Origin of the sequence: Nocardioides nitrophenolicus, assembly GCF_016907515.1 — a bacterium.
Taxonomy (GTDB): domain Bacteria; phylum Actinomycetota; class Actinomycetes; order Propionibacteriales; family Nocardioidaceae; genus Nocardioides; species Nocardioides nitrophenolicus.
Genome location: NZ_JAFBBY010000001.1, coordinates 941,272 through 962,200, shown reverse-complemented (window position 1 = coordinate 962,200; position 20,929 = coordinate 941,272). Strand labels below are relative to the sequence as shown.

Genomic DNA, 20,929 nt, shown 5'->3' with positions numbered 1-20,929 from the left:
GGGTCAGCCCGCGAACGGACGGACGCCGGGGCCGGGCCGGGTGGCGACCCCGCGCGGCTCGACGGCGTGCCCGGCGGCGCAGCGCACCTCGACGTGGACCGGCTGCTCGCACTCGCGGTGCACGAACACCGTCGGCGGCCCGCCCGGATCGGCGAGATGGCGATCGCCCCAGTGGCTGATCGCGAGCAGGATCGGCTGGAGCTCGAGTCCCTTCTCAGTGAGCCGGTACTCGTGGCGGGTGCGGGCGCCGTCCTCGCGGTAGGGCTCCTTGCGCAGGATGCCGTGCGCGACCAGGGTGGCGAGCCGGTCGGTCAGCACCTGGCGGGGGATGCCGGCGTGCCGCCGGATGTCGTCGAACCGGCGTACGCCGAGGAACACCTCGCGCAGCACCACCACCGTCCACCGCTCGCCGAGGATCGCCATGGCCCGGCCGAGGGTGCAGTTGTCGACCGACCAGGCGAGTGCCGGCGGGGTGCTCATCGGACCAGCATAGCGACCCAAGTCTCATTGACAGACTCAGCCCGGGTTGGTCTGATGGCTCCATGACTGAGTCCGCGACCCAGACCCAGCTCGACGGCTTCGAGCAGCTGCAGGCGATCCGCGACGGGCTGATCCCCGGTGCCCCGATCGCGGAGACCCTCGGCTTCGCGGGGATGGACGTCCCCGAGCGCGGCACCGCGATCTTCGAGCTCGATCCCGAGCTGCGCCACTACAACCCGATCGGCAGCGTCCACGGCGGCGTCTTCGCCACCCTGCTGGACTCCGCCTGCGGCTGCGCCGTGCACTCCACCCTCGCCGTCGGCGAGGCCTACACCTCCCTCGACCTGACCGTGAAGTTCCTCAAGCCGGTCACCGTCGACTCCGGCCGGCTGCGCGCCGTCGGCACGGTGCTCCAGCGCGGCCGTCGTACCGCTCTCGCGGAGGCGAAGCTCTACGACGGCGCCGGCAAGCTGGTCGCCTACGCCAGCTCCAGCTGCATGATCTTCAGCTGACCCGTCACGAACTGGCTCTTGTGTCGCGCCGACCCGGCAGAAAGTCGCGGTCGCGCGAGCTACTTTCTGCCGGGTCGGCGCAGATCCCGAGCCAGTTTCTGCCGGGTCGGCGCAAAACCAGAGCCAGTTTCTGCCGGGTCGCGCTAGGCGAGATCCCCCAGCGCCTCGGCCTCGGCCTCCTCGGGGGAGTGGGCGGCGGGGGCGCCGTGGAGGGCGGTGTGGATGGTGCGGGCGCCGACCACGAGGACCACGACGCCGACGGCGACCGCGATCCCGCCGAACCAGAAGGGCGCCGCGGAGCCCTGGTGCTCGGCGAGCTTGAGGGCGACGTACGGGCCGACGGCGCCGCCGGTGAACCGCACGAACGAGTACGCCGCCGACGCGACCGGGCGCTCGACCGGGGCCGCGCCCATCACCGCCTCGGTGACCAGGGTGTTGATGACGCCGAGGAAGGCGCCGGCGACGACGATGCCGGCGATCACGACGCCCGAGTGGGCGGCGCCGAGGGCCATCGCGATCAGGTCGAGCGCGAACAGGGCGAGCGCACCGATCAGTGCGGGCACGGTGCCGACCCTGCGCTGCACCCACGGCGCCAGCGCGACGGAGGCGACCGCGAGCAGCACGCCCCAGCCGAAGAAGATCCAGCCGATCTGCATGATCCCGGCCTCGGGCAGCGCGAACGGCCCCGCGGCGAGCAGCGAGAAGAAGCCGAGGTTGTAGCAGACCGCGACCACGGCGATCACCGCGAGCGCCGGGTAGGCGAGGGCGCGGAACGGGTCGAGCAGGGTCGTACGCCGGGCGGCCGGCGGGGTGGCCGGGAGGAAGATCGCGGTCGCGACGAGCGCGATCGTCATCAGCACCGAGACGCCGAAGAAGGGCCCGCGCCACGAGTGCTCGCCGAGCAGGCCACCGACGAGCGGGCCGGAGGCGATGCCGAGGCCGAGGGCGGCCTCGAACAGGATGATCGCCTGGGCCAGGGAGCCCTTCGAGGCGCTGACGATGGTGGACAGCGCGGTGGCGATGAACAGCGCGTTGCCGAGGCCCCAGCCGGCGCGGAAGCCGATCACGGCGCCGACCGAGCCGGACATGCCGGCCAGGCCGGCGAAGACGATGATCAGCACGAGGCCGGTGAGCAGGGTGCGCTTGGCGCCGATCCGGGTGGACACGACGCCGGTGATGAGCATCGCGACGCCCATCACCGCCATGTAGCTGGTGAACAGCAGCGACACCTGGCTCGGCGTCGCCTCGAGCTTGGCGGCGATCTCCTTGAGGATCGGGTCGACCAGGCCGATGCCCATGAAGGCGATGACGCAGGCGAAGGCGACCGCCCACACCGCGCGCGGCTGGCGCAGGAACGAGCCGCCCGGGGCGGCGTGGGCGGGGGAGTGGGTGCCAGGATCGGCGGTGGCGGTCACGAGTTTCCTTCCGAGGGGGGTTCGAGGACGGCCCGGAGCACGGCCACGGCGGTCGCGAGGTCGTCGGCGGTGAGGTCGGTACGACGCGCCAGCCGCTCGGAGACGAGCGCGGCGCTGAGCCGGCGGATCCGCCCGAGCTCGGCGCGGCCGGCGGGGGTGAGGTCGACGAGGCTGCTGCGCGCGTCGGCGGGGTTGGGCTGCTTGGTGACCCAGCCGACCTCGACGAGCTGGTTGACCTGCCCGGTCATCGTCGGCTGCGAGCACCGGTCGACCTGGGCCAGCGCGGTGATCGCGAGCGGGCCGAGCTCGTCGAGGATCGACAGCACCCGGATGCCGGCGGACGGGGCGTGCTCGCGGCGGACCAGCCGGACCAGGCGGGCGGCGTACACCGTGAGATCGCTGCTGAGGCCGTCGACATCGCTCACGACCCCTATTGCATAGGAAACCTATGGAAAAGTCGAGGGTCGGTGGCGCACGCCACAATGAGCGCCATGCCGACCTACGTCGCCTTCCTGCGCGCCATCAACCTCGGGCCGAACCGCAAGTTCGCCAAGGTCGACATCGTCACCGCGACCGAGGCGGCCGGCGGCGCCGACGTGCTCACCCACATCAACACCGGCAACGTCCGGCTCACCATGCCGCTGCGCTCACGGGCCAAGGTCGAGGCGACACTCGAGCGGGCCTATCGGGAGCAGGCCGGCTTCGAGGTGCCGACCATCGTCTACACCCCCGCCGAGCTGCGTGCGATCGCCGACGACGCGCGCGAGCTCACCGCCTCCCGTCCCGACCTGGAGCGCCACTACGTCTACCTGCTCAAGGAGGAGCCCGACCCCGCGCGGGCCGCCGAGCTCGAGGCCCGCGGCGACCAGGTCAACGCGGCCGTCGTACGCCGCCGGGCGGTCCACCTCCTGCTCGGGCCCGGCTACCAGGCCGGTGGGGTGGACCCGTTCAAGTGCGAGAAGGTGCTGCAGGTGGTGGCCACCAACCGCAACTACAACGTGGTCACCACGATCGCCGACAAGTGGTGCTCCTGAGGGGCGGACGCCGCGCCAGGCCTCAGCGTGGGGCGCGGCTGTCGTGGGAGCGGCGGGTGTCATCTCGGAGCCGCTGTAAGCCGCTGTAACACGTAGTTCGCCGGTCTGTCCGACTCCTGTCTGCTGTTCGGGACCCGTACGGACCCGGCTTCGCGACGTCTCGGGTCCGGTAGAGCAGCGAACTGCGTGTTACAGCGGCCGGGCCGCCCCGCTCCGCCCCCCACCCCAGCGCCGGCCCGTGCGAGCCAGCCAGGCCCCTGTGACACCATGGGGCCGTGACGACCGCGAGTCCGGAGAAGGTCGATCCGGGAGTCCAGCAGGACCTCGCCCCGGATGACATCACCCTCGCCGACACCCCCTGGGTGACGGTGGTGTGGAACGACCCCGTGAACCTGATGTCCTATGTCACCTTCGTCTTCCAGAAGCACTTCGGCTACGGCAAGAAGAAGGCCGAGAAGCTGATGATGGAGGTCCACGAGGACGGCAGGTCCGTGGTCAGCAGTGGCAGTCGCGAGGAGATGGAGCGCGACGTGCAGGCGATGCACGAGTACGGCCTGTGGGCGACCCTGTCGAAGGCCGAGTAGTGACCTCTGGATTCGTGCGGCACCGCCGGAGCAAGCGCGCCATCGCGACCTTCTCGGCGTTCGAGGCCGACCTGCTGCGCTCGCTGGCCGCCCAGCTGATCGAGCTGCTCCACAACGAGTCGGCCGTCGCCGCGACCGAGCGCGACCCGCTCGAGGCGCTGCTCGACTTCTCCGGTCCGACCACCGAGCCCGAGGACCCGGTGCTGCGCCGGCTCTTCCCCAACGCCTACCAGGGTGACGAGGAGGCGGCGGGCGAGTTCCGGCGCTACACCGAGGGCACCCTGCGCGACGGGAAGGCCCGGGCCGCGGCGAGCGTGATCGACGTACTGGAGGAGGCCGGGCTGCCGGCCGAGCCCACCGACGAGGAGATCACCATCGACGTCGAGCTCGATCCGGAGACCGCGCTGGTCTGGATGCGCTCGTTCACCGACCTGCGGCTGGCCCTCGGCACCCGTCTCGAGGTCGAGGAGGGCGACGAGGACTACTGGTACTCGCTGCCCGACGACGACCCGCGTGCCCAGGCGCACCACATCTACGAGTGGCTGGGCTTCCTGCAGGAGACGCTGGTCGCCGCGGTGCGCTGAGCTCAGCCCGCCGGCTTGACCGCCAGCACCGGGCAGTGCGCCTCGAGGATGATCCGCTGGGCCACGCTGCCCAGCAGCAGCTTGCCGACCGGCGTGCGGTGCCGGATGCCGACCACGATCAACGCCGCCTGCTCCTCGTCGGCCGTGGCGACCACGGCGTCGGCGACGTCCTCGACCACGTCGTGACGTACGACGACGTCGAGTCCCTCGGCGGCCAGCCGGTCGCGCAGCGCGGTGATGTCCGCGTCGTGCGCGAACCGGGCGTCGACCAGGCTGCTGCCGAGCGTCGCGTTGACGACGACCAGCCGGGCGCGGTCCTTGCGGGCCAGGTCGGCGGCGTGCTCGAGGGCGGCCTCGCCGTACCGGTCCGCGCTGTAGGCGACCACGATGCTCGCGGGCTGGTTCATCGCTCGATCAGCTCCTTCTCGTCCTGCGGGTGGGTGGGCTCGGCGGGCCGGCGGCGCAGGCCGGCGAACGCCATCGCGACGAGCAGCAGCGCGATCACGACGTAGACCACGACGGCGACCGGCTCGCTCCACAGCGTGCTGACGTCGCCCTGGGAGATCTTCAGCGCGGTGGTGAGCTGCTCCTCGAGCTTGGGACCGAGGATCACGCCGATGATCAGCGGCAGCACCGGGACGCCGAAGCGGCGCATGAAGAAGCCGAGTGCGCCGATCACCAGCAGCAGCGCCAGGTCGAAGGCCTGGAAGTTGACGCTGTAGGCGCCGAGCGAGGCGAAGAACAGGATGCCGGCGTACAGGTAGGGGCGGGGGATCCGCAGCAGCTTGGCCCACAGCGGCGCCATCGGCAGGTTCAGCACGAGCAGCAGTGCATTGGCCACGAACAGGCTGGCGAGCAGCCCCCACACCAGGTCGGGGTGGTCGTCCATCAGGGTCGGGCCGGTCTGGAAGCCGTAGCCCTGCAGCGCGACCAGCATGATCGCGGCGGTCGCCGTGGTCGGCAGGCCCAGCGCGAGCAGCGGCACCAGGGTGCCGGCGGCCGAGGCGTTGTTGGCGGCCTCCGGGCCGGCGACGCCCTCGATGGCGCCCTTGCCGAACTCCTCGGGGTGCTTGGAGAGCCGCTTCTCGGTCGCGTACGACAAGAAGGTCGGCAGCTCCGCACCACCGGCCGGCAGCGCCCCGAACGGGAAGCCGAACGCCGTGCCGCGCAGCCAGGGCTTCCAGGAGCGGCCCCAGTCCTCGCGGCTCATCCAGGGCTGGCCGACGGGGATGATCTCCAGCGGCTTGCGGCGCAGGTGCGCGGCGACCCACAGTGCCTCGCCGACCGCGAACAGCGCGACCGCGACCACGACGATGTCGATGCCGTCGGCGAGCAGCGGCTCGCCGAAGGTCAGCCGGGCCTGGCCGGTGCTGGTGCCGACCAGGCCGATCGCCAGGCCGAGGAAGAGCGCGATGAAGCCGCGCAGCTTGGACGAGCCGAGCACCGCGGTGACGGCGAACAGCGCCAGCACCATCAGCGCGAAGTACGACGGCGAGCCGAGCGTGACGACGATGTCGGCGACCTGCGGGGTGACGACCCACAGCAGCACGGTCGCGATGCTGCCCGCCACGAACGAGCCGATCGCGGCGGTGGCGAGGGCCTGGGCCGCTCGTCCCGCCTTGGCCATCTTGTTGCCCTCGATGGCGGTGATCACCGACGAGGACTCGCCGGGGGTGTTGAGCAGGATCGAGGTGGTCGAGCCGCCGTACATGCCGCCGTAGTAGATGCCGGCGAACATGATGATCGCGCTGTCCGCGCCGACGCTGTAGGTCACCGGCAACAGCAGGGCCAGGGTCATCGCGGGGCCGATGCCGGGCAGTACGCCGACGGCGGTGCCGAGCAGCACGCCGAGGGCGGCGAAGAGCAGGTTCTCCGGGGTGAGGGCGGTCTGGAAGCCGTCGAGCAGCAGGTCCATCAGAGCACTCCGTCCAGGATGCCGGCGGGGATCGGGATCCCGAGGCCGACGTAGAAGCCGTACCAGCTGCCGACCGACAGGGCGACGCCGACGGCCAGGTCGCGCACCCAGCTGCGGCTGCCGAGGACGACGGCCGAGCCGGCGAACAGCAGCGCCCCGGTGATCGCCCAGCCGAGCAGGTCGATCAGGGCGATGTTGGCGACGAGGACGAGGGCGAGCAGCCCGACCGTGCGGACGTCGGTGCCCTGGGTCAGGTCGACGTCCTCGCCCTCCTCCGCCTCGGGCCGGTCCCCGCGCGCGGTGGCGACGGCGAGCAGGATGCCGAGGAGCACCAGGCCCGCGCCGACGACGTACGGCAGCGTGTGGGGCTGGACCGGCTGGTCGGCGAAGCCGTTCTCGAGGCCGGCGGCGTCGAGGAGGACGTAGCCGCCGGCAAGGACGAGGAAGGCGGCCAGGCCGTACTGTGCCTTGTCGACCAGGCGGGTGGGTTGGTTGGTGGTCGCGCTCATGCGAGTCCCAGCTCCTTCAGGGTGTCGGCGACGCGGTCGTCCTGCTCGGCGAGGAAGTCCTCGAACTCCTTGCCGGTGGCGAAGTTGTCGGTCCAGCCGTTGGCCTCGAGCGCGTCCTTCCACTCGGCGGTGTCGTGCATCTCGGTCAGCAGCTCGGTCAGGTAGGCCCGCTGCTCCGCGGAGATGCCGGGCGGCGCGAGCACCCCGCGCCAGTTGGTGAAGACCAGGTCGACGCCCACCTCGGTGAGGGTCGGCGCGTCGATCCCGTCGAGGCGCTCGGCGCCGGAGACGGCGAGCACGCGCAGCTTGCCGTCGGCGATCTGGCCCTCGAACTCGCCCAGGCCGGACATGCCGACGTCGATCTTGGCGCCGAGGAGCGCGGTCGTGAGGGGGCCGCCGCCGTCGTAGGGGATGTAGTTGACCTGCTTCGGGTCGACCCCGATCGCCGCGGCCAGCTGCATCGGGAACAGGTGGTCGGGCCCGCCGTTGCTGGAGCCGCCGCCCACGGTGAGGCCGCCCGGGTCCTTCTTCCAGGCGGCGACCAGGTCGTCGACCGTCTCGAACGGCGAGTCGGCGGGCACCAGGATGCCCTCCTGCTCCTCGACCAGGCGCGCGATCGGCGTCATCTTCAGCGGGGTGGCGCTGGACTTGTTGGTGTAGACCGCGCCGACCACGCCGAGTCCCATGATCATCATGAGGTCGTCGGCGCCCTTCTCGTTGACCAGCCGCTGCATCGCGACGGTGCCGCTGGCGCCCTGCACGTTGGTGATCTCGAAGCGGCCGGTGAGGTCGTTGTCCTCCATGGCGCGCGCCGCGGCGCGGCCGGTGAGGTCGTAGCCGCCGCCGACGCTGTTGGGGATCATCATCCGCAGCCGCCGGTTGCTCGGGTCGTCCGAGCCGCGGGTGACGCCGCAGCCGCTCGCGACGACCGCGAGCGCCAGCGCGACGAGGAGTGCCGTCAGGGCACGTCCTGGGCGATGCATGGGGTACCTCCGGGTTGGGTGGTGACCGTCGTCACGGACGATCCGTGTCAGCATGTCCGTGGCCTGTGGCGGCCGTCACGCTTGCGGACGCAAAGGAGGTTGTGGTCGTTGTGGTCACGCCGGTGAACCCGCTGCGGTGGCGTCGCGGGGAGCTGACCCTCGCCGCGAAGGTGCTGCTCCTCCAGCTCCTGGTCATCGTCGTGCTGCTGGTGGCCGTCGGGGTGCTCAGCATCCGCCAGTCCAACGCCGACTTCGCCGACGAGCGGGGCGCGCAGATGCGGTCGGTGGCGGAGTACGTCGCCGTGCAGGACTTCGTCCGGACCGCGCTCGAGGGGGTGCGGGACGGGACCGAGCTGTGGCAGGTGACGGCCGACCTCACGTCGTACGCCGAGCGCGGGGTGCGCCTCTCCGGCGCGACCGACGTGCTCGTGGTGGGGCCCGACGGCATCGTCCTCGCCGCCACCGACGCCAGCCGGGTGGGGAAGCGGGCCGGGATCGACGTGGCGGCCGGGCGGGGCGGGACGGTCGACGTGGAGGCCGGGGGCGAGCGCCGGGTGGCGGCGTACGCGCCGGTCATCGCGGACCTGCCCGGTGACAACGGCGCGGTCGGCGCGATCGTGGCGGAGGCGGCGTACCCGTCACTGGGCGACCAGCTCGCCGAGGCGGTGCCCGAGCTGGGTCTCTTCCTGGGCCTGGGCGCGCTGCTCGGCCTGGTCGGCACCTGGCTCGTGGCGCGCGTCGTCCGCCGGTCGACGCGCGGCCTCGGCACGACCGAGCTGGCCCACCTCGCCGACCACCGCGAGGCGCTGCTGCACGCCATCCGGGAGGGCGTGGTCGGCGTCGGCACCGACGGCCGGGTGACGGCGATGAACGACGCCGCCCGGGCCACGCTCGGGCTGGAGCGCGGTCCGGACCCGGTGGGGCGGCGGGTCGACGAGCTGGGCCTCGACCCCCATGTCGTGGCGCTGCTGACCGGCGAGGGCGCCGAGGTCCGCGACGCGCTGGCCCTCGTCGGCTCCCGGGTCGTGGTCTTCAACCGCGGCGACGCGTCGTCCGGCGGCCGTGGCATCGGCACCGTCACCACCCTGCGCGACCGCACCGAGCTGGTCTCGCTGCAGAGCCAGCTCAGCTCCAACCTCTCCATCACCGACACCCTGCGCGCGCAGACCCACGAGTTCGACAACCGGCTGCACACCATCTCCGGGCTGGTCCAGCTCGGGGAGTACGACGAGGTGGCGGCCCTGGTCGGCACCCTCACCCGGCACCGGGCCGAGGTGGGGGAGCGGGTCGCCGAGCGCCTCGCCGACCCCGCCGTCGCGGCCCTGGTCGTGGCCAAGCACGCCGTCGCCGAGGAGCGGGGCGTGGCGCTCGAGCTGGACCCCGGCTCCCGCCTGCCCGCGCTCGACCCCGACGAGAGCGCCGACCTCACGACGGTCCTCGGCAACCTGGTCGACAACGCGGTCGACGCCTGCGCCGGCCGCCCCGACCCGCTGGTCGAGGTGTGGATCCACGCCGACGACCGGACCGTCCACCTCCGGGTGCGCGACCACGGCCCCGGCATCCCCGACGAACTGCGCGACGCGATCTTCGTGCGCGGCTTCTCCACGAAGGAGGAGGTGCTGGGCGGGCGCGGGATCGGGCTGCCGCTCGTGCGCCTGATCTGCGCCCAGCGCGGCGGCGAGGTGGTCGTCGACGACGCCGGCCTCGCCGACGGGAGCGGCGCCGAGTTCCGCGTGGTTCTCCCCATCAGCGGCGCCGTCGGCCAGGATGGGCGACCGTGAGCCGGACGCTGCGGGTCCTCGTCGTCGACGACGACTTCATGGTCGCGCGCATCCACGGCCGCTTCGTCGAGCAGACCGACGGCTTCGAGGTGGCCGGCACCGCCCGCACCGGCGCCGAGGCGCTCGAGCTCGCCGCCGCCCTGCTGCCCGACCTGGTCCTCCTCGACGTCCACCTGCCCGACCTCTCCGGCCTCGAGGTCCTCGAGCGGCTGCGCGTCCAGTCCCGCGAGCAGGGCCGCGACGTCGCGGTCGTGATGGTCACCGCCGAGCGCGGCGCCGCCGCCGTGCGCGCCGCGCTCCACGGCGGTGCGCTCCAGTACCTGGTCAAGCCCTTCGAGTACGCCGACCTCGCCGACCGCCTGCGCCGGGTCGCGACCACGCTCGCCACCCTGCCCGACGGTGGTGAGCGCGAGGAGGAGGTCGACCAGGCCACGATCGACCGTGCGTTCGGGGCGGGGCGGGCGGCCGTCGTACCACAGGGGCTGCCGAAGGGGCTCAGCGCCGAGACGGCGGACCTGGTGCTCGAGGCGGCCCGCGCGGCCGGCGAGATCTCGGCCTCGGAGACCGCCGACGCGGTGGGGCTCTCGCGGGTGACCGCTCGCCGCTATCTCGAGCACTTCGTCGACACCGGCGCCGCCGAGGTCCGGCTCCGGTACGGCGGCACCGGACGGCCCGAGCGCAGGTACCGGGTCACCGCTTAGGCTGGTCCGCGTGACCGCGATCGACGAGCGTCCGCAGCCGCCGACCCCCAGGGCCACCATGGGTGGCGACACCCAGGGCTTCTGGGAACGGTTCGCCCTCGGCCTGTTCATCGCCGTACCCTTCGTCGCCTTCCTGGCCGCCATCCCCGTCGCGTGGGGCGGCTGGCTCGGCTGGAGCGACGTCGCGATCACCTTCGTGATGTACGCCCTGACGCTGCACGGCATCACCGTCGGCTTCCACCGGCTCTTCACCCACAAGTCGTTCAAGCCCAACCGGGCCGTGAAGGTCACCCTTGCGGTCCTCGGCTCGATGGCGATCGAGGGCCCGGTGATCCGCTGGGTCGCCGACCACCGCAAGCACCACAAGTACTCCGACAAGGACGGCGACCCCCACTCGCCATGGCGCTACGGCAACAGCCTGCGCGGGCTCACCAAGGGCTTCGTGTGGGCGCACGTCGGCTGGCTGTTCGACCCCGAGCAGACCCCGATCGACAAGTACGCGCCCGACCTCGCCAAGGACCGCGACCTGATCCGGATCTCCCGGCTGTTCTGGCTGTGGGTGCTCACCTCGATCCTCCTCCCGCCCGTCCTCGGAGGGCTGCTCACCTGGTCCTGGCAGGGCGCGCTGACCGCGTTCTTCTGGGGGACCGTCGTACGCATCGGGCTGATCCACCACGTCACCTGGTCGATCAACTCGATCTGCCACACCCTCGGCGAGCGCCCCTTCGCCTCCCGCGACTTCTCCGGCAACGTCTGGTGGCTCGCGATCCCGTCGGGCGGCGAGTCGTGGCACAACCTCCACCACGCCGACCCGACGTCGGCGCGGCACGGCGTGAAGAGGTTCCAGCTCGACACCTCGGCGCGGGTGATCTGGGTGCTGGAGAAGCTCGGGTGGGTGCGCGACGTGCGCTGGCCCACCGCCGAGCGGATCCGGGCCAAGTCGGTCACGTCTGCTGGGTGAGCCTGCTCGGGAGTCGTGGTGGGTGGCGCTCCGGCCGCTGTAACACGCAGTCCGCTGGCCTACCGGACCCGAGACGTCGCGAAACCCCGTCCGTGGGGGTCTGGTACATGCGGCACGGGTGGGTAGGAGCAGCGAACTGCGTGTTACAGCACGCCCGCGTCCCCCACGCCAGCGAACTGCGTGTTACAGCACGCCCGCGTCCCCCACACCAGCGAACAGCGTGTTACAGCGACTGCGTCCCGCCACCCGGCCCGATTCCGACCCACCACGGTGGAGCCCATACCCTTGACCGCGTGCTGCGGATCGACCAGGCGACGTACGACGCCATCGTGGGGCACGCCAAGCGGGACCACCCCGTCGAGGCGTGCGGCATGGTCGCGGGCCCGATCGGGAGCGATCGGCCGGCGCGGCTGATCGAGATGGTCAACGCGGCGGGCAGTCCCACGTTCTACGAGTACGACTCGACGGACCTCTTCCAGCTCTACAAGGAGATGGACGAGCGCGACGAGGAGCCGGTGGTGATCTACCACTCGCACTCCGCGACCGAGGCGTACCCGAGCGTGACCGACATCAACCTGGCCGGCGAGCCGGGCGCGCACTACGTGCTGGTGAGCACGCGGGAGCACGGGAATAACCCCGGCCCGGTGGAGTTCAGGTCGTACAGAATCGTCGACGGCGTCGTGACCGAGGAAGAGGTCGTGGTCGCCGGCGCCAACGAAGCAGCAGAGGAGACCAGCTGACATGGCCATCGAGGTCCGGATCCCGACCATCCTGCGCACCTACACCGGTGGCGAGAAGGCGGTCAACGCCGACGGAGCGACGCTGAGCGCGCTGATCGACTCCCTCGAGGCCAACCACCCCGGCATCAAGGACCGCCTGATCGAGGGCGAGGACCTGCGCCGGTTCGTCAACATCTACATCAACGACGAGGACGTCCGGTTCATCGGCAGCCTCGACGCCGCGCTCTCCGACGGCGATCAGGTCGTCATCCTGCCGGCGGTCGCCGGCGGCGCTCGCTGACGTACGCCGGCGACGATGGTGCGCTACGACAGCCTGCTGACCTCCGTCGGCAACACGCCGCTGGTGGGTCTGCCGCGACTGTCGGCGCCGTTCAACGCGCCCGGCACACCCGACGGTCCGCGGGTGCGGATCTGGGCCAAGCTCGAGGACCGCAACCCCACCGGCTCGATCAAGGACCGTCCGGCCCTGAAGATGATCGAGGAGGCCGAGAAGGACGGGACGCTGCGTCCCGGCTGCACCATCCTCGAGCCGACATCCGGCAACACCGGCATCTCGATCGCGATGGCGGCCAAGCTCAAGGGCTACCGCACCGTCTTCGTGATGCCGGAGAACACCTCGGAGGAGCGGCGCCAGCTGCTGCGGATGTGGGGCGCCGAGATCGTGTCCTCGCCCGCCGCGGGCGGGTCCAACGAGGCGGTGCGGGTGGCCAAGCAGATGGCGGCCGAGCACCCCGACTGGGTGATGCTCTACCAGTACGGCAACGCCGCCAACGCGCTCGCCCACGAGGAGGGCACCGGTCCCGAGCTGCTCGCCGACCTGCCGTCGATCACCCACTTCGTCGCGGGCCTCGGCACCACCGGCACCCTGATGGGTGTCTCGCGCTTCTTCCGCCGGGCCAGGCCCGAGGTGCGGATCGTCGCCGCCGAGCCGCGCTACGGCGAGCTGGTCTACGGCCTGCGCAACCTCGACGAGGGCTTCGTGCCCGAGCTCTACGACGCCGAGCTGATCGACAGCCGCTTCTCGGTCGGCCCCCGCGACGCCGTCCGCCGGGTCCGTGAGCTGCTCGAGATGGAGGGCATCTTCGCCGGCATCTCCACCGGCGCGATCCTGCACGCCGCGCTCGGCCAGGCCGCGAAGGCGGTCAAGGCGGGGGAGTCCGCCGACATCGCGTTCGTGGTGGCCGACGGCGGCTGGAAGTACCTCTCCACCGGCGCCTACGAGGGCACCGTCGACGAGGCCGAGGACCGCCTCGAGGGCCAGCTCTGGGCCTGAACGCCTAGGCTCGATGAGCGTGACCCGCGTCCTGCTCGGCCTGGCCCTCGCCCTCTCCGCCGCGCTGGCGATCCCCGCCGCGCCCGCGGTCGCCGACGACCCGCCGCCGCTGGTGCAGGTCCAGCCGGCGTCGTACGACGGCGCGCGCAGGTTCGGCCGCACCCTGGTGGCCGACCCGGGCGCCTGGTCACCGGCCCCCGAGCGGGTCGGCTACCAGTGGCTGCGTGACGGCGTCCCGATCCCCGGGGCGGTGGGGCGCAGGCACGAGATCGCGCCCGAGGACGTCGGCCACCGGCTCGACGTCACCGTGGTCGTCGGCGCCACCGGGTACGCCGACACCGCCGCCGGTCTCCCGGTCGGCCGGGTCAAGCACCGGGTCCCGGTGCGCCGCACCGTCCGCTACGAGGTCCGCACCCGCGGCAGCCTCGGCGGCGTCGATCTCGCCCAGGCGCGCGGCCTGGTCCAGGAGACGTACGACGACCCGCGGGGCTGGCGGGGCAGGGGCGTGCGCTTCAAGCAGGTCAGGCGCGGGGGTGCGTTCACGCTGTGGCTCGCGCAGGCGCGGCTGGTGCCGGCGTTCTCGGGCGCCTGCAGCGCCCAGTGGTCGTGCCGGGTCGGGCGCAACGTGATCATCAACCTCGACCGCTGGCGTGGGGCGTCACCGGCGTGGCGCGAGGCGGGGCTCGCGCTGCGCGACTACCAGCACATGGTCGTCAACCACGAGACCGGACACTGGCTGGGCTACGGACATGCGTCCTGCCCGCGGCGCGGCGCCCTCGCGCCGGTGATGATGCAGCAGTCCAAGGGCACGGCCGGCTGCCGGTTCAACCCCTGGCCCACGCCCGCCGAGCTGCGCCGCCGCTGACCGCGGGCGTCACTTCCAGTCGAGGTCCTGCTCGACGTTCCACAGGCTGTCGGGCACCGGTCCGACGCCGAGGATGTCGAGGCTGGCGTTGGCGACCTCGCCGTTGCGGATCGGCTGCGGGGACGCGCCGAAGCCGGGGCGGGAGCGACCGGGCTTGGCCCGGTCCGGGTTGAGCGCGTACAGGTCCTTCTGGGCCACGCCGGCGCCCCAGAAGGCGAACGCGACGCGGTAGTCCTCGCGGTTGGTCTTGATCGCGTGGTTCTTGGTGCCGGGGATGCCGCCGTGGTCGGAGGTCAGCACGATGACGGTGTTGTCGCGCAGCGCCGGCGTGGAGCTGACCTGGTCCATGATCGAGCCGACCAGCGCGTCCATCTTGGCGACGGCCTTGAGGTACTTCGCCGACATCCACCCGGAGTGGTGGCCGACCTGGTCCGGCTTGCCGAGGTGGACGAAGGAGAAGGACGCCGGGTCGGTGGCCAGGTCGCTGCGCAGCGCCTTGACGACGGCACCGTTCTTCTCGACCTGGATGACGTTCTTGTCGACCGCCTTGGGCCAGGACCGCTCGAAGAGCCAGAACTTCGACTTCGTCGCGTAGACCGCGGTCGTGCCGCCCGCCTCGTGCACCTGGGTGAACACCGAGGCCACGTCGTGGCCGGCGGCCTGCTGGACGGTCTTGGTCACCTTGTCGTCGTTCCAGGTGACGCCGTGCCCGCCCTTGCTCGCCTTGATCCGGCGCCCGGTGACCATGCTGGTGTGGTTGGGCAGGGTGACCGTCATCTCGAGCTGGGTGCGGGCGTTGAGGGTGCCGGCGCCCTCGTCCTTGATCAACCGGTGCAGGTTCGGCGCACCGGCGCGGCCGAGCCGGTTGAGCGCGCGCGGGTTGAGGCCGTCGACGGAGATCGCGATGACGTGCTTGCCGTTGACCGTCGCGCGCCCGGCGTCGGCGCGGTCGGCCGTGGCCGGCCCGGGGGCGGCGAGGAGCGCGGCGGCGAGCGTGGCGGCGAGGACGGCGGCGGGGCGGCGCAGGGAAGTCACCTTGACGACCCTACGTCGCGACGCGGGCCGGACGTGATCTCGGTCCCGGAATGCCGACTGCGGGCACATCGACGCCGTAGTCTGACCGGGTGCGGCAGGTGAACCATCCCGACGGCGGCGTCGGCTTCGAGCTCGATGCACCGATCGGGATCTTCGACTCCGGCTTCGGCGGGCTCACCGTCGCGCGCTCGGTCATCGACCAGCTGCCCCACGAGTCGATCACCTACGTCGGCGACACCGCCCGCCAGCCCTACGGCCCCAAGCCGATCGGCGAGGTGCGCGAGTACGCCCTCGAGTGCCTCGACCATCTCGTCGACCAGGGCGTCAAGGCCCTCGTCATCGCGTGCAACTCCGCGTCGGCCGCGATGCTGCGCGACGCCCGTGAGCGCTACGACGTCCCCGTGGTCGAGGTGATCTACCCCGCCGCCCGGCGCGCGGTCGCCGCCACCCGCAACGGCCGGATCGGCGTCATCTGCACCCGCGCGACCGCCGAGTCGATGGCCTACGACGACGCCTTCGCCGCGGCGCCCCAGATCTCCCTGACCACCCGGGCCTGCCCGCGCTTCGTCGACTTCGTGGAGGCGGGGGTGACCGGAGGCGAGGAGCTGATCGCGGTCGCCCACGACTACCTCGACCCGCTCACCGAGCTCGGCATCGACACCCTGATCCTCGGCTGCACCCACTACCCGCTGCTCACCGGCGTCATCTCCTATGTGATGGGCGACGACGTCACCTTGGTGAGCAGCGCGGAGGAGTGCGCCAAGGACGTCTACCGGATGCTGGCCGACTCCGGCCTCATGCGGCCGACCGGCGAGCCGTCGTACACCTTCACGACGACCGGCTCCCCGGCGGAGTTCGAGACGATCGGGCGTCGGTTCCTCGGACCGGAGCTGGTCGCGGCGGGTCAGTTCGCAGGGGGTGTGCGGTGATGGTGGACGACAGCGCGACGGTGGCGCCGGCGACGACGGCGCTGCGCGTGCCACCAGCGCCGAACACGGTGAAGGTGACCGTCGTGGGCTGCTCGGGCTCCTACCCCGGCCCGGACTCGCCCGCGAGCTGCTACCTGGTGCAGGCCGTCGACGCGCTGCGCACCTGGAGCCTGGTGCTCGACATGGGCAACGGCGCCCTCGGCGCACTGCAGCGCTATGTCGACCCGCTGCAGGTCGACGCGGTGTTCATCAGCCACCTGCACGCCGACCACTGCGTCGACATGACCAGCTACTACGTGCTGCGCAAGTACCACCCCACCGGCACCCAGCCGAAGATCCCCGTCTGGGGACCGAAGGGCACCGCCAAGCGGCTGGCCAAGGCCTACGACCTGCCCCGCAAGCCCGGCATGCGCGAGGAGTTCTCCTTCCGCGTCTACGGCGACCCGATCGAGATCGGGCCCTTCCGGATCGAGCCCTACGAGGTCGACCACCCGGTCCCGGCCTACGGCCTGCGGGTCTCCGCCTTCGGCAAGGTGCTCGCCTACAGCGGCGACACCGGCCCCACGGCGACGCTGTCCGACATCGCCGCCGACGCCGACCTGTTCCTGTGCGAGGCGTCCTTCCGCTCCTGCGACGACAACCCCCCGCACCTGCACCTCACCGGCACCGAGGCCGGCGAGGTCGCCGCGAAGGCCGGCGCCAAGCGGCTCGTGGTCACCCACGTCCCGCCGTGGCACGACGCGGCCACCATGCTGGCCGAGGCGGAGGCGGCGTACGACGGGCCGACGGAGCTGGCGGCGCAGGGCACGGTCTACGAGCTGTAGGCCGGGGCCTCACTCCACCGGATGCCCCGCGTCCCTGATCGTCAGCGCGATCTGCACCCGGTTGGTGGTCTCCAGCTTCTCGAACAGCTTCGAGACGTGGCCCTTCACCGTCGGCACCGACAGGTGCAGCTCGCGGGCGATCTCGGCGTTGGACAGTCCGCGCCCGACGGCGCCGGCGACCTCGAGCTCGCGCTCGGTGAGCCGGTCGAGGCGGCGCTGGGCGTCGGCGGCCCGGCTGTCGCCGGACTCGGTGCGGACCCGCTCGATCAGGGTGCGGGTCACGGAGGGGGAGAGCATCGGGTCGCCGTCGGCGACCTTGCGGAGGGCGGCGACGATCTCCGGGGGAGCGGTGTCCTTGAGCAGGAAGCCGTCGGCGCCCGCGGCCAGGGCGCCCACGACGTAGTCGTCGGCGTCGAAGGTGGTCAGCACGATCACCCGCGGGGGCCGGGGGTCGGCGTGCAGGATCCGGGTGGCGGCGAGCCCGTCGAGGACGGGCATCCGGATGTCCATCAAGACGACGTCGGGGGCCAGCTCCCGGGCCAGCGCGATGCCGGCCCGGCCGTCGGCGGCCTCGCCGACGACGGCGATGTCGGCCTGCCCGCCGAGCATCAGGCCCAGCGCGGAGCGCACCAAGGGGTCGTCGTCGACGATGATGACGCGGATCTGGTCGCTCACGGGTGGTCCTCTCCCTGACCGGGCTCGGCGGCCCACGGTAGCCAGGCGCGCAGCACGAAGACGTCGGCGCCGGCGGGTTCGGCGGTGTGCTCGATGCCGTGCTCGAGGACGCCGCCACGCAGCTCGGCCCGCTCGGTGAGCCCGACCAGGCCCAGCCCCGCGCCGGGGGTGCGGGTGGGGCCGAAGCCCAGCGCGTTGCGGAGCACGACGCTCACGCCGTCCGTGGGGGAGCCGCTCACCGCGATCCGCAGGGTGGCGGCGGGGGCGTGCTTGCCGGCGTTGGTGATGCCCTCCTGGACGATCCGGTAGACGGTGCGCCCGACGGCGTCGGGGAGCGGGCCGCTCAGCCCGTCGTCGTACTCGATGGCGGCGCCGGCCGCGCGCGCGTCGACGACCAGCGCCTCGAGGTCGCCGTACGTCGGCTGTGGACCCGTGAGCGGACCGGCGGCCGCCGCTCCGTCGACGTCGCGGAGCACGCCGAGCACCTCGCGCAGGTCCGTCAGCGCCTCGTGCGCCTTGGCCTGGATCACGGCGACGCTGCTGCGCATCTCGTCGGCGGACAGGTCCTCGCGGTAGGTCAGCGCGCCGGCGTGCATCGAGATCTGCGAGATCCGGTGGGCGAGCACGTCGTGCATCTCGCGGGCGATCCGGGCCCGTTCGTTGGACCGGGCCTGCGCGGCGCGCAGGTCGCGCTCGGCCTCGGCGGTCTCGGCCCGCTGCCGCAGCGTCCAGATCAGCTCGCGACGCGAGCCGATGAACATGCCCCAGGCCAGGATCGCCGCGCACACCGCGACGCTCACGGTGGCGGTCAGCCACCACGGGTCGGTGTCGTGCATCGGCTGCACCCAGTAGTAGGCCCAGCCGCCGAGCAGGTTGAGCAGGCCGATCCCGATGACCTGCCACCAGCGCCGCCGGGTGGCCAGCGAGACCGTCGCGAGGGTCGCCGGCCCGGCCGCGATCGAGCTGAACGGCGTCATCAGGATGGTCGCGACCGCGATCGGCACCGGCCAGCGTCGCCGGTAGGCGACGGCGACGTAGGCGACGACGCCGAGCACGATGTCGACCCAGAACAGCACCGGGAGCTCGTCGACCTGCTCGTCGACCGCCGGCGCCCAGACCAGGGCGCTGACGACCAGCATCAGCAGGTAGCGCCAGACGTGGCCGTACCAGCGCAGCCGAGGCTGGTAGTCGTCCGGCGTCGGCTCCTCCACGACAGCGACCCTAGAGCCTCCGGGCGGGGAGCGGCAGCGTCCGGGGACCGAGCCACCACCTACTTTGGTCGGGGCGACTCGCGACGCCGGTTCGATGCCCGAGCCGGGCCGGTCGGGCAGGCTGGACCCATGATCACAGTCGATCGCCTCACGGTCTCCTACGGCGCGTTCACCGCCGTCGACGACGTCAGCTTCGCCTGCCAGCCCGGCCGGGTCACCGGCTTCCTCGGGCCCAACGGCGCCGGCAAGTCCACCACGATGCGGGTGATGGTCGGTCTCACGCCGCCGACCTCCGGCCACGTCACCATCGGCGGGCTGCGGTACGCCGACATCCCCAACCCGGGGCGCCATGTCGGCACCCTCCTCGACGCCTCCGCCCAGCACGTCGGCCGCACCGGCCGCGAGATCCTGGCGATCGCGGCCCAGACCATGGGCCTGCCGAAGAGCCGGGTCGACGAGATGCTCGCCCTGGTCGGCCTGACCGAGAGCGAGTCCGGTCGCCGGCTGCGCAACTACTCCCTCGGCATGAAGCAGCGCCTCGGCATCGCCCACGCCCTGCTCGGCGATCCGTCGGTGCTGATCCTGGACGAGCCGGCCAACGGCCTCGACCCGGCCGGCATCCGCTGGATGCGCGGCCTGCTCAAGGGGTACGCCGACCGCGGCGGCACGGTGCTGCTGTCCAGCCACCTGCTGCACGAGGTCGAGCAGATCGCCGACGAGATGATCCTCATCGGCCATGGCCGGATCGTGGCCCAGGGCGACCGCGAGACGCTGCTCGCGAGCGCCAACGGCACGCCGGTCACCCTGGTCACCTCCCTCGACAACACCGCCCTGGGCGCCGCGCTGACCCACGAGGGTCACGCGATCGAGGTCGCGGGGACCGGCCTGAAGGTGCAGGCCACCCCGGAGCAGGTCGGTCGCGCCGCCCTGGCCGCCGGCGTCGTCCTCACCGACCTCCGGTCCGGCGGTGCCGGCCTGGAGGACCTCTTCCTCGAGCTCACCTCGTCGACCCAGCGCGACGCCCTCCCGAACGGAGTCCCCGCATGAGCAGCATCGCCGCTCCCCAGCTGACCCTCGACGTCTCGGGGACCCCGCGGGTCCCGTTCTCGCGGCTGATCCGCGTCGAGTGGCGCAAGATGCTCGACACCCGGGCGGGCCGCTGGCTGCTCGCGATCACCGCCGGCCTGCTGGCGCTGGTCTTCGCCATCGTGGTGCTCGTGGTGGCGTTGGCCGACGCGACCCCGCCGTCGGCCAACGACTGGCTCAACATCCTCACCATCCCGGTCTCGATGCTGGTCCCGGTCATGGCGATCACGATCGTCACCCAGGAGTGGAGCCAGCGCACCGCGATGGTCACCTTCGCGCTGGAGTCCAGCCGGCTGCGCGTCGTCCTCGCCAAGCTGGTCGCGGTGATGGCGCTGGGGGTGGCGACCATCCTGCTGGCGCTGGTCCTCGGCCTGATCGGCAACATCCTGTGTGCCGCGATCGCCGGCACCGACGCGAGCTGGAATGTCACCGCCGGCACCTTCGGCTGGGCCCTGGCCACCCAGGTGCTCTACCTGCTGATGGGCTTCGGCTTCGGTCTGCTCCTGCTCAGCAGCCCCGGCGCGCTCGCGCTCTACTACGTCTACGTGTGGATCCTCGAGGGCGGCGTGATCGTGCCCGGCATCATGTACGTGCTGTGGATCGCCTTCGACTGGGCCCAGTCGATCCTGCCGTGGATCAGCATGCGGATCGCGCTGCTGCCCTTCCAGGTCAGCGACGCCGACGCCCGCTCCCTGGAGAACGACCTCGACGTCACGCTCCACACCGGTGGGCTCGGGCTGGCCCACGTCATCGTCTCGGTGCTGATCTGGGTCGGTCTCCCGCTGCTCCTCGGCACCTGGCGGCTGCTGCGCGCCGAGGTGAAGTAGCACCC

General features: G+C 72.1%; 25 protein-coding genes. 15 read left to right on the top strand and 10 right to left on the bottom strand.

Annotation, left to right across the window (positions count from 1 at the left end; translation table 11 throughout):
- Positions 1-3: 3 nt before the first annotated feature.
- On the bottom strand, positions 4-480 hold the full coding sequence (locus tag JOD66_RS04690; protein ID WP_204835747.1) for a winged helix-turn-helix transcriptional regulator: 477 nt from the start codon (positions 478-480) through the stop codon (positions 4-6).
- A gap of 62 nt (positions 481-542) precedes the next feature.
- Here JOD66_RS04690 and JOD66_RS04685 point away from each other — a divergent pair, with 62 nt between their 5' ends.
- Entirely contained in the window at positions 543-992 is a 450-nt protein-coding gene (locus JOD66_RS04685; protein WP_204835746.1) for a PaaI family thioesterase, read from the top strand.
- Between the two features lie 143 nt (positions 993-1,135).
- Here the strand turns inward: JOD66_RS04685 and JOD66_RS04680 are convergent, their stop codons facing one another.
- Positions 1,136-2,407 carry an MFS transporter gene (locus JOD66_RS04680; RefSeq protein ID WP_307823296.1) on the bottom strand — a complete coding sequence of 424 codons (1,272 nt, stop codon included), beginning with the start codon at positions 2,405-2,407 and terminating at the stop codon, positions 1,136-1,138.
- Positions 2,404-2,832 (bottom strand): MarR family winged helix-turn-helix transcriptional regulator, encoded by a 429-nt coding sequence (locus tag JOD66_RS04675; protein WP_307823295.1) that lies wholly within the window; start codon positions 2,830-2,832, stop codon positions 2,404-2,406. Before JOD66_RS04675 ends, JOD66_RS04680 begins: the two co-directional genes overlap by 4 nt.
- Positions 2,833-2,898: 66 nt before the next feature.
- Here JOD66_RS04675 and JOD66_RS04670 point away from each other — a divergent pair, with 66 nt between their 5' ends.
- The 3 genes from JOD66_RS04670 to JOD66_RS04660 all read left to right on the top strand — a co-directional run bounded on the left by JOD66_RS04670 (position 2,899) and on the right by JOD66_RS04660 (position 4,609).
- A complete protein-coding gene (locus JOD66_RS04670; RefSeq protein WP_239545088.1) occupies positions 2,899-3,441 on the top strand; it encodes a DUF1697 domain-containing protein in 543 nt (180 codons plus the stop codon).
- A 275-nt stretch (positions 3,442-3,716) separates the two neighbouring features.
- On the top strand, positions 3,717-4,025 hold the full coding sequence (clpS, locus tag JOD66_RS04665) for an ATP-dependent Clp protease adapter ClpS (protein ID WP_204835745.1): 309 nt from the start codon (positions 3,717-3,719) through the stop codon (positions 4,023-4,025).
- Positions 4,025-4,609, top strand: coding sequence for a DUF2017 domain-containing protein (locus tag JOD66_RS04660; RefSeq protein ID WP_204835744.1), 585 nt, complete (start codon positions 4,025-4,027; stop codon positions 4,607-4,609). The genes clpS and JOD66_RS04660 overlap by 1 nt, the downstream gene beginning before the upstream one ends.
- 2 nt (positions 4,610-4,611) lie before the next feature.
- On the opposite strand, the gene JOD66_RS04655 is transcribed toward JOD66_RS04660, so the two are convergent.
- From JOD66_RS04655 to JOD66_RS04640, 4 genes are read right to left on the bottom strand one after another with little or no spacing between them, the layout of a single operon-like run.
- Positions 4,612-5,016: a universal stress protein gene (locus JOD66_RS04655; protein ID WP_204835743.1), complete on the bottom strand. Its 405-nt coding sequence runs from the start codon at positions 5,014-5,016 to the stop codon at positions 4,612-4,614.
- Entirely contained in the window at positions 5,013-6,524 is a 1,512-nt protein-coding gene (locus tag JOD66_RS04650; protein WP_204835742.1) for a tripartite tricarboxylate transporter permease, read from the bottom strand. Before JOD66_RS04650 ends, JOD66_RS04655 begins: the two co-directional genes overlap by 4 nt.
- On the bottom strand, positions 6,524-7,033 hold the full coding sequence (locus JOD66_RS04645; RefSeq protein ID WP_204835741.1) for a tripartite tricarboxylate transporter TctB family protein: 510 nt from the start codon (positions 7,031-7,033) through the stop codon (positions 6,524-6,526). Before JOD66_RS04645 ends, JOD66_RS04650 begins: the two co-directional genes overlap by 1 nt.
- Positions 7,030-8,016: a Bug family tripartite tricarboxylate transporter substrate binding protein gene (locus tag JOD66_RS04640; protein WP_204835740.1), complete on the bottom strand. Its 987-nt coding sequence runs from the start codon at positions 8,014-8,016 to the stop codon at positions 7,030-7,032. Before JOD66_RS04640 ends, JOD66_RS04645 begins: the two co-directional genes overlap by 4 nt.
- Before the next feature lie 122 nt (positions 8,017-8,138).
- On the opposite strand from JOD66_RS04640, the gene JOD66_RS04635 reads away from it, so the two are divergent.
- The 7 genes from JOD66_RS04635 to JOD66_RS04605 all read left to right on the top strand — a co-directional run bounded on the left by JOD66_RS04635 (position 8,139) and on the right by JOD66_RS04605 (position 14,337).
- On the top strand, positions 8,139-9,797 hold the full coding sequence (locus JOD66_RS04635; protein WP_204835739.1) for a sensor histidine kinase: 1,659 nt from the start codon (positions 8,139-8,141) through the stop codon (positions 9,795-9,797).
- Positions 9,794-10,498 (top strand): response regulator, encoded by a 705-nt coding sequence (locus JOD66_RS04630; RefSeq protein ID WP_307823293.1) that lies wholly within the window; start codon positions 9,794-9,796, stop codon positions 10,496-10,498. The genes JOD66_RS04635 and JOD66_RS04630 overlap by 4 nt, the downstream gene beginning before the upstream one ends.
- A gap of 10 nt (positions 10,499-10,508) precedes the next feature.
- Entirely contained in the window at positions 10,509-11,459 is a 951-nt protein-coding gene (locus JOD66_RS04625) for an acyl-CoA desaturase (RefSeq protein ID WP_307823292.1), read from the top strand.
- A 293-nt stretch (positions 11,460-11,752) separates the two neighbouring features.
- Positions 11,753-12,199, top strand: a complete 447-nt coding sequence (locus JOD66_RS04620) for a M67 family metallopeptidase (RefSeq protein WP_204835738.1) — start codon at positions 11,753-11,755, stop codon at positions 12,197-12,199.
- 1 nt (position 12,200) lies between these two features.
- Positions 12,201-12,479: a MoaD family protein gene (locus tag JOD66_RS04615; protein WP_204835737.1), complete on the top strand. Its 279-nt coding sequence runs from the start codon at positions 12,201-12,203 to the stop codon at positions 12,477-12,479.
- A gap of 18 nt (positions 12,480-12,497) precedes the next feature.
- A complete protein-coding gene (locus JOD66_RS04610) occupies positions 12,498-13,472 on the top strand; it encodes a PLP-dependent cysteine synthase family protein (protein ID WP_443678817.1) in 975 nt (324 codons plus the stop codon).
- Between the two features lie 19 nt (positions 13,473-13,491).
- A complete protein-coding gene (locus tag JOD66_RS04605) occupies positions 13,492-14,337 on the top strand; it encodes a DUF3152 domain-containing protein (protein ID WP_204835735.1) in 846 nt (281 codons plus the stop codon).
- Positions 14,338-14,346: 9 nt separating this feature from the next.
- On the opposite strand, the gene JOD66_RS04600 is transcribed toward JOD66_RS04605, so the two are convergent.
- Positions 14,347-15,372: an alkaline phosphatase family protein gene (locus JOD66_RS04600; RefSeq protein WP_204835734.1), complete on the bottom strand. Its 1,026-nt coding sequence runs from the start codon at positions 15,370-15,372 to the stop codon at positions 14,347-14,349.
- Positions 15,373-15,461: 89 nt separating this feature from the next.
- On the opposite strand from JOD66_RS04600, the gene murI reads away from it, so the two are divergent.
- Together murI and JOD66_RS04590 are read left to right on the top strand one after the other, a co-directional pair.
- Positions 15,462-16,301: a glutamate racemase gene (gene murI / locus JOD66_RS04595; protein WP_307823291.1), complete on the top strand. Its 840-nt coding sequence runs from the start codon at positions 15,462-15,464 to the stop codon at positions 16,299-16,301.
- Positions 16,301-17,125 carry an MBL fold metallo-hydrolase gene (locus JOD66_RS04590; RefSeq protein WP_239545085.1) on the top strand — a complete coding sequence of 275 codons (825 nt, stop codon included), beginning with the start codon at positions 16,301-16,303 and terminating at the stop codon, positions 17,123-17,125. The genes murI and JOD66_RS04590 overlap by 1 nt, the downstream gene beginning before the upstream one ends.
- Positions 17,126-17,134: 9 nt before the next feature.
- On the opposite strand, the gene JOD66_RS04585 is transcribed toward JOD66_RS04590, so the two are convergent.
- Positions 17,135-17,800, bottom strand: coding sequence for a response regulator (locus JOD66_RS04585; protein WP_204835733.1), 666 nt, complete (start codon positions 17,798-17,800; stop codon positions 17,135-17,137).
- Positions 17,797-19,011, bottom strand: a complete 1,215-nt coding sequence (locus tag JOD66_RS04580; RefSeq protein WP_204835732.1) for a sensor histidine kinase — start codon at positions 19,009-19,011, stop codon at positions 17,797-17,799. The genes JOD66_RS04585 and JOD66_RS04580 overlap by 4 nt, the downstream gene beginning before the upstream one ends.
- A 129-nt stretch (positions 19,012-19,140) precedes the next feature.
- Here JOD66_RS04580 and JOD66_RS04575 point away from each other — a divergent pair, with 129 nt between their 5' ends.
- Complete coding sequence (locus JOD66_RS04575; RefSeq protein ID WP_204835731.1) at positions 19,141-20,058, top strand: ABC transporter ATP-binding protein; 918 nt, start codon at positions 19,141-19,143, stop codon at positions 20,056-20,058.
- Positions 20,055-20,924 (top strand): ABC-2 transporter permease family protein, encoded by an 870-nt coding sequence (locus JOD66_RS04570; protein ID WP_204835730.1) that lies wholly within the window; start codon positions 20,055-20,057, stop codon positions 20,922-20,924. The genes JOD66_RS04575 and JOD66_RS04570 overlap by 4 nt, the downstream gene beginning before the upstream one ends.
- Positions 20,925-20,929 lie beyond the last annotated feature (5 nt).